Below are 12,098 nucleotides of genomic sequence, written 5' to 3' on the forward strand. Positions count from 1 at the left end.
GTAAACCAAATTGAAAAGATTTAGGTTTACGAGTCTACACCGAATTAACAACAAAAAACACGTTTTGGAGAAGCCCTATGGCTCACCGCCCACGCTGGACATTGTCGCAAGTCACAGAATTATTTGAAAAACCGTTGCTGGATCTGCTGTTTGAAGCGCAGCAGGTGCATCGTCAGCATTTCGATCCACGTCAGGTGCAGGTCAGCACTTTGCTGTCGATTAAGACCGGAGCTTGTCCGGAAGATTGCAAATACTGCCCGCAAAGCTCGCGCTACAAAACCGGGCTGGAAGCCGAGCGGTTGATGGAAGTTGAACAGGTGCTGGAGTCGGCGCGCAAAGCGAAAGCGGCAGGATCGACGCGCTTCTGCATGGGCGCGGCGTGGAAGAATCCCCACGAACGCGATATGCCCTACCTGGAACAAATGGTGCAGGGAGTAAAAGCGATGGGGCTGGAGGCGTGTATGACGCTGGGTACGTTGAGTGAATCTCAGGCGCAGCGCCTTGCGAACGCCGGGCTGGATTACTACAACCACAACCTCGACACCTCGCCGGAGTTTTACGGCAATATCATCACCACGCGTACCTATCAGGAACGCCTCGATACGCTGGAAAAAGTGCGCGACGCCGGGATCAAAGTCTGCTCGGGCGGCATTGTGGGCTTAGGCGAAACAGTAAAAGATCGCGCCGGATTATTGCTGCAACTGGCAAACCTGCCAACGCCGCCGGAAAGCGTACCAATCAACATGCTGGTGAAGGTGAAAGGCACGCCGCTTGCTGATAACGATGATGTCGATGCCTTTGATTTTATTCGCACCATTGCAGTTGCGCGGATCATGATGCCGACCTCTTACGTACGCCTTTCTGCCGGACGCGAGCAGATGAACGAACAGACTCAGGCGATGTGCTTTATGGCTGGCGCAAACTCGATTTTCTACGGTTGCAAACTGCTGACCACGCCGAATCCGGAAGAAGATAAAGACCTGCAACTGTTCCGCAAACTGGGGCTAAATCCGCAGCAAACTGCCGTGCTGGCGGGCGATAACGAACAACAGCAGCGTCTGGAGCAGGCGCTGATGACCCCGGACACTGACGAATATTACAACGCGGCAGCACTATGAGCTGGCAGGAGAAAATCAACGCGGCGCTCGATGCGCGGCGTGCTGCCGATGCCCTGCGTCGCCGTTATCCAGTGGCGCAAGGAGCCGGACGCTGGCTGGTGGCGGACGATCGCCATTATCTGAACTTTTCCAGTAACGATTATTTAGGTTTAAGCCATCATCCGCAAATTATCCGTGCCTGGAAGCTGAGTGCGGAGCAATTTGGCGTCGGTAGCGGCGGCTCCGGTCACGTCAGCGGTTATAGCGTGGCGCATCAGGCGCTGGAAGAAGAACTGGCCGAGTGGCTGGGCTATTCGCGGGCACTGCTGTTTATCTCTGGTTTTGCCGCTAACCAGGCAGTTATTACCGCGATGATGGCGAAAGAGGACCGTATTGTTGCCGACCGGCTTAGCCATGCCTCATTGCTGGAGGCTGCAAGTTTAAGCCCGTCGCCGCTTCGCCGTTTTGCTCATAACGATGTCACTCATCTGGCGCGACTGCTTGCTTCCCCCTGTCCGGGGCAGCAACTGGTAGTGACAGAAGGCGTGTTCAGCATGGACGGCGATAGTGCGCCACTGGAGGAAATCCAGCAGGTAACGCAACAGCACGATGGCTGGTTGATGGTCGATGACGCCCACGGCACGGGCGTTATCGGGGAGCAGGGGCGTGGCAGCTGCTGGCTGCAAAAGGTAAAACCAGAATTGCTGGTGGTGACTTTTGGCAAAGGATTTGGCGTCAGCGGGGCAGCGGTGCTTTGCTCCAATACGGTGGCGGATTATCTGCTGCAATTCGCCCGCCATCTTATCTACAGCACCAGTATGCCGCCCGCTCAGGCGCAGGCATTACGTGCGTCGCTGGCGGTCATTCGCAGTGATGAGGGTGATGCACGGCGCGAAAAACTGGCGGCACTCATTACGCGTTTTCGTGCCGGAGTGCAGGATTTGCCGTTTACGCTTGCTGATTCATGGAGCGCCATCCAGCCATTGATCGTCGGTGATAACAGCCGTGCGTTACAACTGGCAGAAAAACTGCGCCAGCAAGGTTGCTGGGTCACGGCGATTCGCCCGCCAACCGTACCTGCTGGTACTGCGCGACTGCGCTTAACACTAACCGCCGCGCATGAAATGCAGGATATCGACCGTCTGCTGGAGGTGCTGCATGACAACGGTTAATAAACAAGCCATTGCAGCGGCATTTGGTCGGGCAGCCGCGCACTATGAGCAACATGCGGATCTACAGCGCCAGAGTGCTGACGTCTTACTGGCAATGCTCCCACAGCGTAAATACACCCACGTACTGGATGCGGGTTGTGGACCTGGCTGGATGAGCCGCCACTGGCGGGAACGTCACGCGCAGGTGACGGCGTTAGATCTCTCTCCGCCAATGCTTGTTCAGGCACGCCAGAAGGATGCCGCAGACCATTATCTGGCGGGAGATATCGAATCCCTGCCGTTAGCGACTGCAACCTTCGATCTTGCATGGAGCAATCTCGCGGTACAGTGGTGCGGTAATTTATCCACGGCACTCCGCGAGCTATACAGGGTGGTGCGCCCCGGAGGCGTGGTCGCGTTTACCACGCTGGTGCAGGGATCGCTCCCTGAATTACATCAGGCGTGGCAGGCGGTGGACGAGCGCCCGCATGCTAATCGCTTTTTACCGCCAGATGAAATCGAACAGTCGCTGAACGGCCTGCATTATCAACATCATATTCAGCCCATCACGCTGTGGTTTGATGATGCGCTCAGTGCCATGCGTTCGCTGAAAGGCATCGGTGCCACGCATCTTCATGAAGGGCGCGACCCGCGGATATTAACGCGTTCGCAGTTGCAGCGATTGCAACTGGCCTGGCCACAAAAACAGGGGCGATATCCTCTGACGTATCATCTTTTTTTGGGAGTGATTGCTCGTGAGTAAACGTTATTTTGTCACCGGAACGGATACCGAAGTGGGGAAAACCGTCGCCAGTTGTGCACTTTTACAAGCCGCAAAGGCAGTAGGCTACCGGACGGCAGGTTATAAACCGGTCGCCTCTGGCAGCGAAAAGATCCCGGAAGGCTTACGTAATAGCGACGCGCTGGCGTTACAGCGCAACAGCAGCCTGCAGCTGGATTACGCAACGGTAAATCCTTACACCTTCGCAGAACCCACTTCGCCGCACATCATCAGCGCACAAGAGGGCAGGCCGATAGAATCATTGGTAATGAGCGCCGGATTACGCGCGCTTGAACAACAGGCTGACTGGGTGTTAGTGGAAGGTGCTGGCGGCTGGTTTACGCCGCTTTCTGACACTTTCACTTTTGCGGATTGGGTAACACAGGAACAACTGCCGGTGATACTGGTAGTTGGTGTGAAACTCGGCTGTATTAATCACGCGATGTTGACGGCACAGGCAATACAACACGCCGGACTGACTCTGGCGGGTTGGGTGGCGAATGATGTCACGCCTCCGGGAAAACGTCACGCTGAATATATGACCACGCTCACCCGCATGATTCCCGCTCCGCTGCTGGGCGAAATTCCCTGGCTTGCAGAAAATCCAGAAAATGCGGCAACCGGAAAGTACATCAATCTTGCCTTAATGTAGTCATCCTGTACTTGGTTAAATTGCGAGCGAGATCGCGTCTTCGATTGACTGCAATTTAACCAATTAAATTCTAAAAAAATCACGAAAAAAATTTTACCTCCGCATCATGCGGTGAATGTGGGAATTGCCCAGGCGGCGGGGGATAGGGGCTGCAGACAGTTATCCACTATTCCTGTGGATAACCATGTGTATTAGAGTTAGAAAACACGAGGCAAGCGAGAGAATACGCGGCTTGCACGCGAATTGGCGTTAAAGACGGCTCAAAGAAATATTTTTTATTTTTTAACAGGTTAGATAATTGCAATGGCAGTCACTGAACAGGCATCTCTTGCCATAAAACTGTCATCAATCATCTTGACAAATGTTAAAAAAGCCGTTGCTTTGGGGATAACCCGGTAAGGCCGGAGTTTTATCTCGCCACAGAGTAAATTTTGCTCATGATTGACAGCGGAGTTTACGCTGTAACAGAAATATTATGGTGAGAAACTGTTTTTTTATCCAGTATAATTTGTTGGCATAATTAAGTACGACGAGTAAAATTACATACCTGCCCGCCCAACTCCTTCAGGTAGCGACTCATGAGTAAACCGTTCAAACTGAATTCCGCTTTTAAACCTTCTGGCGATCAGCCAGAGGCGATTCGACGTCTCGAAGAGGGGCTGGAAGATGGCCTGGCGCACCAGACGTTACTTGGCGTGACTGGCTCCGGGAAAACCTTCACCATTGCCAATGTCATTGCTGACCTTCAGCGCCCTACCATGGTACTTGCGCCCAACAAAACGCTGGCGGCCCAGTTGTATGGCGAAATGAAAGAATTCTTCCCGGAAAACGCGGTGGAGTATTTCGTCTCCTACTACGACTATTATCAGCCGGAAGCCTATGTACCGAGTTCCGACACCTTCATTGAGAAAGATGCCTCGGTAAACGAACATATCGAGCAGATGCGTTTGTCCGCCACCAAAGCGATGCTGGAGCGGCGTGATGTGGTTGTGGTGGCATCGGTTTCCGCGATTTATGGTCTGGGCGATCCTGATTTATATCTCAAGATGATGCTCCATCTTACGGTCGGTATGATTATCGATCAGCGCGCGATCCTGCGTCGACTGGCGGAGCTGCAATACGCTCGTAATGATCAAGCCTTCCAGCGCGGTACTTTCCGCGTTCGTGGGGAGGTGATTGACATCTTCCCGGCAGAATCGGATGACATTGCACTTCGCGTGGAACTGTTTGACGAGGAAGTGGAACGATTGTCGTTATTTGATCCGCTCACCGGGCAGATTGTTTCCACTATTCCACGTTTTACCATCTACCCGAAAACGCACTACGTCACACCGCGCGAGCGCATTGTGCAGGCGATGGAAGAAATTAAAGAAGAACTGGCTGCCAGACGCAAGGTGCTGTTGGAAAACAACAAACTGCTGGAAGAGCAGCGGCTGACCCAGCGTACCCAGTTTGATCTGGAGATGATGAACGAGCTGGGCTACTGTTCGGGGCTTGAAAACTACTCGCGCTTCCTCTCCGGTCGTGGACCGGGTGAGCCACCGCCGACGCTGTTTGATTACCTGCCTGCCGATGGGCTGCTGGTCGTCGATGAATCTCACGTTACCATTCCGCAAATTGGCGGCATGTATCGCGGTGACCGGGCGCGTAAAGAGACGCTGGTGGAGTACGGCTTCCGCCTGCCATCAGCGCTGGATAACCGTCCGCTGAAATTTGAAGAGTTCGAAGCATTAGCGCCGCAAACCATCTATGTTTCGGCGACGCCGGGTAATTACGAGCTGGAAAAATCCGGCGGCGATGTGGTGGATCAGGTGGTGCGTCCAACAGGCTTACTTGACCCGATTATTGAAGTGCGTCCGGTAGCGACACAGGTCGATGATCTTCTATCGGAGATTCGTCAGCGAGCGGCAATTAACGAACGCGTACTGGTTACAACTCTGACCAAGCGGATGGCGGAAGATCTCACTGAATATCTCGAAGAACACGGTGAGCGCGTGCGTTATCTTCACTCAGATATCGACACCGTCGAACGTATGGAGATTATCCGCGACTTGCGTCTGGGTGAGTTCGACGTATTGGTAGGGATCAACTTACTGCGCGAAGGTCTGGATATGCCGGAAGTGTCGCTGGTGGCGATCCTCGACGCTGACAAAGAAGGCTTCCTGCGTTCCGAACGTTCGTTGATCCAGACCATTGGTCGTGCGGCACGTAACGTTAACGGTAAAGCGATTCTCTACGGCGATAAGATCACCCCATCAATGGCGAAAGCGATTGGCGAAACCGAACGTCGCCGCGAGAAACAGCAGAAGTACAACGAGGAACACGGCATTACGCCGCAAGGCTTGAACAAGAAAGTGGTCGATATCCTGGCGCTGGGGCAGAACATTGCCAAAACCAAAGCGAAGGGCAGAGGAAAATCGCGCCCGATTGTTGAGCCAGATAATGTGCCGATGGATATGTCGCCTAAAGCGTTGCAGCAGAAGATCCATGAACTGGAAGGGTTGATGATGCAACACGCGCAGAATCTGGAGTTCGAAGAAGCGGCGCAAATTCGTGACCAGTTGCATCAGCTGCGTGAGCTGTTTATTGCCGCGTCGTGACAAGATGACGAAGCCGGAATATTCTTCCGGCTTCGTGTTAACCTAAAGCCTGTAATGCCTTTTCCAGCGCGTTATGTAACAACTGGCGGTCATGACGATAGGGGATATCGCTGGCCTCCAGTACTTCCTGAATCACAATTCTGTTGTTAACTGCGGATACATCAGCTTTCGGCCCAACAACTACCGCATCAATCACTTTTTTACCGACATACTGCTCCATAATTGCCAGCTTGCTTTCCAGCTTCAAATTAGCCGCAGGTAAACTCAACTCACGCCCCAGATTGCCGATATAGACCATCGGCGCTGGCGTGCGGCGTAATGCTTGTGCGATTTCATTCAGCAGCAGAATTGGCATCAGGCTGGTGTAAAAACTGCCAGGCCCAATAATGATGAGATCCGCTTCACTGATAGCGTGAACCGCCTCACGCGTTGCGGGTACATTCGGCGTTAACAATAACTCTTGAATCGGCGCAGTTAACTGGTCGATATTGACCTCGCCGTAAACTTCATGCCCCTGATCGTCAATCGCCATCAGATCAACAGGATGCTCCGACATCGGAATCAAATGTGCGTCCACTTTCAGCAGATTGCGAATCAGATTGATCGCTTCAAGAGGTCGCACGCTAAGGTGATCCAGTGCCTTCAGCATCAGGTTTCCAAGGTTGTGCCCGGAAAGTTCGCCATTACCGCCGAAACGATATTCAAACATTGCGGAAGCGACGCTGGGTTCAGTTATCAGCTGGTTGAGGCAGTTACGCATATCGCCCCAGGCAATACCGCCTTCTGAGCGGCGAATACGCCCCGTCGAGCCACCATTATCCGTGGTGGTGACGATACCCGTTAAACGAGAACCCAAAGACGAAAGTGATGAGAGAACGCGTCCCAGTCCATGCCCTCCGCCGAGAGCAACGACACGATCAAGGTCAGCCAGCGTACGATTGCGCATATAGTTTCCTGGAGTCAGATTATCCGAGCTACAGTAGCGCAAATTGCGGGGAAACAGCAATTAACCTGCCAATATTGAGGATACAAACTATTTTCTTCTACCTCTAAAGGACGATGTACGCTATGCCTTCCTGATGATGTATATCAAAGTAAAACCGCCATTTTCCCTTATTCTGTAGCGAAATAGCACGATCATGACGCTATATACATGATTACATAGCGAAAGTGTGGATGGTAAAAATCTCATTTACACGCTAGTATCGGCTTAACCACTAAACACTCTAGCCTCTGCACCTGGGTCAACTGATACGGTGCTTTGGCCGTGACAATGCTCGTAAAGATTGCCACCAGGGCGAAGGAAGAAATGACTTCGCCTCCCGTATCTGGAAAGGTGTACATGGCTTCACAACTGACTGATGCATTTGCGCGTAAGTTTTACTACTTGCGCCTGTCGATTACCGATGTGTGTAACTTTCGTTGCACCTACTGCCTGCCGGATGGCTACAAACCGAGCGGCGTCACCAATAAAGGCTTTCTTACCGTCGATGAAATTCGCCGGGTTACGCGCGCCTTCGCCAGTCTGGGCACCGAAAAAGTCCGTCTGACGGGCGGTGAGCCGTCTTTACGCCGCGACTTTACCGATATCATCGCCGCTGTGCGAGAAAACGACGCTATCCGCCAGATTGCTGTCACCACCAATGGTTACCGTCTGGAACGCGATGTGGCGAACTGGCGCGATGCTGGACTTACTGGCATCAACGTCAGCGTTGATAGTCTGGACGCCCGCCAGTTTCATGCCATTACCGGGCAGGATAAATTCAACCAGGTCATGGCAGGAATCGATGCTGCATTTGAGGCCGGTTTTGAGAAGGTCAAAGTCAATACCGTGCTGATGCGTGATGTTAATCATCATCAGCTCGACACCTTTCTGAACTGGATCCAGCATCGCCCTATCCAGCTGCGTTTCATCGAATTGATGGAAACGGGCGAGGGCAGCGAGCTCTTCCGTAAGCATCACATCTCTGGTCAGGTTCTGCGTGACGAGCTACTGCGTCGCGGCTGGATCCACCAATTACGTCAACGCAGCGACGGTCCCGCGCAAGTCTTTTGTCATCCGGATTACGCCGGAGAGATTGGCCTTATCATGCCGTATGAAAAAGACTTCTGCGCCACTTGCAACCGCCTGCGCGTTTCCTCCATTGGTAAACTCCATCTCTGCCTGTTTGGTGAAGGCGGCGTTAACCTGCGCGATCTGCTGGAAGACGATACCCAGCAACAGGCGCTGGAAGCGCGTATTTCAGCGGCGCTGCGGGAGAAAAAACAGACCCATTTCCTGCATCAAAACAACACCGGTATTACGCAAAACTTATCGTACATTGGTGGCTAAAACGTCAAAAGGAGAGATCAGATGAGTCAGGTAAGCACTGAATTTATCCCGACCCGTATTGCTATTCTTACGGTTTCTAATCGTCGCGGTGAAGAAGACGATACCTCCGGTCACTATCTGCGCGACTCGGCGCAAGAAGCGGGCCATCACGTTGTCGATAAAGCCATTGTGAAAGAAAACCGCTACGCTATTCGCGCTCAGGTATCTGCGTGGATCGCCAGCGACGATGTACAAGTGGTGTTGATTACGGGTGGTACTGGCCTGACGGAAGGAGATCAGGCTCCCGAAGCGCTGCTGCCGTTGTTCGACCGTGAAGTTGAAGGTTTTGGTGAAGTGTTCCGGATGTTGTCGTTCGAAGAGATTGGCACTTCCACGTTGCAATCTCGTGCGGTAGCGGGCGTCGCTAACAAAACGCTGATTTTCGCCATGCCGGGTTCGACCAAAGCGTGCCGTACCGCATGGGAAAATATCATTGCGCCGCAGCTGGATGCCCGTACGCGTCCGTGTAATTTCCATCCACATTTGAAGAAATAAGTATGTCGCAACTGACCCATATCAACGCCGCTGGCGAAGCGCACATGGTGGATGTCTCCGCCAAAGCGGAAACCGTGCGTGAAGCGCGCGCCGAAGCCTTTGTCACCATGCGCAGCGAGACGCTGGCGATGATTATTGATGGTCGCCACCACAAAGGCGACGTATTTGCCACTGCGCGTATTGCCGGTATTCAGGCGGCAAAACGCACCTGGGATCTGATCCCGCTGTGTCACCCGCTGATGCTCAGCAAAGTTGAAGTCAATTTACAGGCTGAGCCGGAGCACAATCGGGTACGTATAGAAACCTTATGCCGCCTGACCGGGAAAACCGGTGTCGAAATGGAAGCATTAACCGCGGCCTCCGTGGCGGCGCTGACCATTTATGACATGTGCAAAGCGGTGCAAAAAGATATGGTGATTGGTCCGGTACGTTTGCTGGCGAAGAGCGGCGGCAAGTCGGGTGACTTTAAGGTGGAAGCGGATGATTAAAGTTCTTTTTTTCGCCCAGGTGCGCGAGTTGGTGGGAACAGATGCAACCGAAGTAGCTGCGGATTTCCCAACCGTTGAAGCGTTACGCCAACATCTGGCTGCGCAGAGCGATCGCTGGGCGCTGGCGCTGGAAGATGGCAAATTGCTGGCTGCTGTCAACCAGACGCTGGTGAGTTTTGACCATCCGCTGACTGACGGCGACGAAGTGGCTTTCTTCCCGCCGGTAACCGGAGGTTAAGATGGCAGAAACCAAAATTGTTATCGGCCCGCAGCCGTTCAGCGTAGGAGAAGAGTATCCGTGGCTGGCGGAGCGTGATGAAGACGGTGCGGTAGTCACCTTTACCGGTAAGGTGCGCAACCATAACCTTGGCGACAGCGTCAAAGCATTAACCCTCGAACACTATCCGGGGATGACTGAAAAAGCACTGGCAGAAATTGTCGATGAAGCGCGTAACCGCTGGCCGCTGGGGCGCGTCACGGTGATTCACCGCATCGGGGAATTATGGCCGGGCGATGAAATCGTTTTTGTCGGTGTCACCAGTGCGCATCGCAGCAGTGCGTTTGAAGCCGGGCAGTTTATTATGGATTATCTCAAAACCCGCGCACCGTTCTGGAAGCGCGAAGCCACGCCGGAAGGCGACCGCTGGGTCGAAGCTCGGGAGAGCGATCAGCAGGCGGCAAAACGCTGGTAGTTTTTTGTTAGCCGGATAAGGCACCGCTGCGTCCGGCAATTTCACCGCTCAGTATATGCGTTTACGCTGCGTCGATGCACAGCCTCATCATTTTGCAGTATCCTTAAGATATTCCTTATATCTTCAGGAGATCGTCATGGACAGATTCCCACGTTCTGATTCAATCGTACAAACCCGAACTGGCCTGCAAACCTATATGGCACAGGTCTATGGCTGGATGACAGTAGGCTTGCTGCTTACTGCGTTTGTTGCCTGGTATGCGGCTAATTCCGCGGCCGTTATGGAGCTATTATTCACCAACCGCATCTTTTTAATTGGTCTGGTAATAGCACAATTAGCTCTGGTTATTGTGTTATCAGCGATGATTCAAAAGCTGAGCGCAGGTGTAACGACGATGCTCTTTATGCTTTATTCCGCGCTGACTGGCCTGACGCTTTCCAGTATTTTCATTGTCTATACCGCTGCTTCTATCGCCAGTACTTTCGTCGTTACTGCCGGGATGTTCGGCGCAATGAGCCTGTACGGTTACACCACGAAGCGCGATCTAAGTGGTTTCGGCAATATGCTGTTTATGGCGTTGATCGGCATTGTGCTGGCATCGCTGGTCAACTTCTGGCTGAAAAGCGAAGCGTTGATGTGGGCAGTCACATACATCGGCGTGATTGTCTTTGTCGGATTGACGGCGTATGACACCCAGAAACTGAAAAATATGGGTGAGCAGATTGATACCCGCGACACGTCGAACCTGCGCAAATATTCCATTCTTGGCGCGTTGACCTTGTATCTGGACTTCATCAACCTGTTCCTGATGTTGCTGCGGATCTTCGGCAACCGCCGTTAATTCTTTTTTCACCATCAATATCCCGGCCATGTGTCGGGATTTTTTTTCTTACTAAAAACGACACTTAACAAGTACCAGGTATAAAATATGCCTTATGGCCGAGCGGAAGTGTTTTCTGTATCCATAAATGCAAAAGTATTTTGTATGCGTGGTTTTAAATTTATTGATGGTGAATATTAATGTTTTTTCTGAGGACAACTAAAAGAATGGAATCATACTCGCAAAATAGCAATAAATTAGATTTTCAGCACGAAGCCAGGATATTAAACGGCATATGGCTCATTACCGCTTTGGGTTTGGTGGCAACCGCAGGGCTGGCCTGGGGCGCTAAGTATCTCGAAATTACGGCAACAAAATATGATTCACCGGAAATGTATATTGCTATAGGATTATTATTACTTTCTATGTATGGCTTAAGTAAAGATATCAACAAGATAAATACCGCCATCGCGGGCGTAATATATTTGTTTTTAATCTCTTTGGTGGCGATTGTCGTTGCGAGTTTAGCGCCTGTATCTGCCATTATCGTCGTATTCAGCACAGCGGGCGCGATGTTTTTTATCAGTATGCTGGCTGGTTTATTATTCAATGTTGATCCTGGCTCTCACCGTTTTACCATTATGATGACGTTGACAGGGTTGGCCCTGGTAATCATCGTGAATGCCACATTAATGAGTGAACGACCCATTTGGGTAATAAGTTGCTTAATGATTGTCTTATGGTCAGGCATTATCTCGCATGGACGAAATAAGCTCCTTGAACTGGCAGGAAAATGCCATAGTGAAGAATTATGGAGTCCGGTTCGTTGTGCTTTTATAGGTGCATTAACACTCTATTACTATTTTATCGGCTTCTTTGGGATTCTTGCCGCTATAGCTATAACGCTTGTCTGGCAAAGGCATACGCGGTTTTTTCATTAGCCGTAAATGC

The 12,098-nt window shown here is 51.9% G+C and carries 13 protein-coding genes and 1 riboswitch; of the genes, 12 read left to right on the plus strand and 1 reads right to left on the minus strand.

Translation table 11 applies throughout. The annotated features are described in order from the left end of the window. The first annotated feature begins 77 nt into the window (after positions 1-77). The 5 genes from bioB (at position 78) to uvrB (ending at position 6,281) form a co-directional block, all read left to right on the plus strand. Positions 78-1,118, plus strand: coding sequence for a biotin synthase BioB (bioB, locus tag ACJHWR_RS08185; protein ID WP_000951213.1), 1,041 nt, complete (start codon positions 78-80; stop codon positions 1,116-1,118). Then, entirely contained in the window at positions 1,115-2,269 is a 1,155-nt protein-coding gene (bioF, locus tag ACJHWR_RS08190; protein ID WP_000118804.1) for an 8-amino-7-oxononanoate synthase, read from the plus strand. The genes bioB and bioF overlap by 4 nt, the downstream gene beginning before the upstream one ends. After that, complete coding sequence (gene bioC, locus ACJHWR_RS08195; RefSeq protein WP_000214373.1) at positions 2,256-3,011, plus strand: malonyl-ACP O-methyltransferase BioC; 756 nt, start codon at positions 2,256-2,258, stop codon at positions 3,009-3,011. The genes bioF and bioC overlap by 14 nt, the downstream gene beginning before the upstream one ends. Next, a complete protein-coding gene (gene bioD, locus ACJHWR_RS08200) occupies positions 3,004-3,681 on the plus strand; it encodes a dethiobiotin synthase (RefSeq protein ID WP_000044859.1) in 678 nt (225 codons plus the stop codon). The genes bioC and bioD overlap by 8 nt, the downstream gene beginning before the upstream one ends. Positions 3,682-4,259: 578 nt before the next feature. Next, positions 4,260-6,281 (plus strand): excinuclease ABC subunit UvrB, encoded by a 2,022-nt coding sequence (gene uvrB, locus ACJHWR_RS08205; protein ID WP_410226691.1) that lies wholly within the window; start codon positions 4,260-4,262, stop codon positions 6,279-6,281. Between the two features lie 37 nt (positions 6,282-6,318). Here the strand turns inward: uvrB and yvcK are convergent, their stop codons facing one another. After that, complete coding sequence (gene yvcK / locus ACJHWR_RS08210) at positions 6,319-7,227, minus strand: uridine diphosphate-N-acetylglucosamine-binding protein YvcK (protein WP_012311964.1); 909 nt, start codon at positions 7,225-7,227, stop codon at positions 6,319-6,321. Positions 7,228-7,491: 264 nt separating this feature from the next. Next, positions 7,492-7,636: riboswitch (molybdenum cofactor riboswitch) on the plus strand. Between yvcK and moaA the strand changes: the two genes are divergently transcribed. The 7 genes from moaA (at position 7,624) to ACJHWR_RS08245 (ending at position 12,088) form a co-directional block, all read left to right on the plus strand. Continuing rightward, positions 7,624-8,613 carry a GTP 3',8-cyclase MoaA gene (gene moaA, locus ACJHWR_RS08215; protein ID WP_001295301.1) on the plus strand — a complete coding sequence of 330 codons (990 nt, stop codon included), beginning with the start codon at positions 7,624-7,626 and terminating at the stop codon, positions 8,611-8,613. It overlaps the preceding riboswitch by 13 nt. 21 nt (positions 8,614-8,634) lie before the next feature. After that, on the plus strand, positions 8,635-9,147 hold the full coding sequence (moaB, locus tag ACJHWR_RS08220; RefSeq protein WP_000084639.1) for a molybdenum cofactor biosynthesis protein B: 513 nt from the start codon (positions 8,635-8,637) through the stop codon (positions 9,145-9,147). Between the two features lie 2 nt (positions 9,148-9,149). After that, complete coding sequence (gene moaC, locus ACJHWR_RS08225; protein WP_000080885.1) at positions 9,150-9,635, plus strand: cyclic pyranopterin monophosphate synthase MoaC; 486 nt, start codon at positions 9,150-9,152, stop codon at positions 9,633-9,635. After that, complete coding sequence (gene moaD, locus ACJHWR_RS08230; protein WP_000598612.1) at positions 9,628-9,873, plus strand: molybdopterin synthase sulfur carrier subunit; 246 nt, start codon at positions 9,628-9,630, stop codon at positions 9,871-9,873. The genes moaC and moaD overlap by 8 nt, the downstream gene beginning before the upstream one ends. A 1-nt stretch (position 9,874) precedes the next feature. Next, on the plus strand, positions 9,875-10,327 hold the full coding sequence (gene moaE, locus ACJHWR_RS08235) for a molybdopterin synthase catalytic subunit MoaE (RefSeq protein WP_000852273.1): 453 nt from the start codon (positions 9,875-9,877) through the stop codon (positions 10,325-10,327). A gap of 136 nt (positions 10,328-10,463) precedes the next feature. Then, positions 10,464-11,168, plus strand: coding sequence for a Bax inhibitor-1/YccA family protein (locus ACJHWR_RS08240; protein WP_001361291.1), 705 nt, complete (start codon positions 10,464-10,466; stop codon positions 11,166-11,168). Between the two features lie 206 nt (positions 11,169-11,374). Further along, on the plus strand, positions 11,375-12,088 hold the full coding sequence (locus tag ACJHWR_RS08245; RefSeq protein WP_012311753.1) for a Bax inhibitor-1/YccA family protein: 714 nt from the start codon (positions 11,375-11,377) through the stop codon (positions 12,086-12,088). The last annotated feature ends 10 nt before the right edge of the window (positions 12,089-12,098 follow it).

The organism is Escherichia sp. WS568 (assembly GCF_046486085.1).
Taxonomy (GTDB): Bacteria; Pseudomonadota; Gammaproteobacteria; order Enterobacterales; family Enterobacteriaceae; genus Escherichia; species Escherichia coli.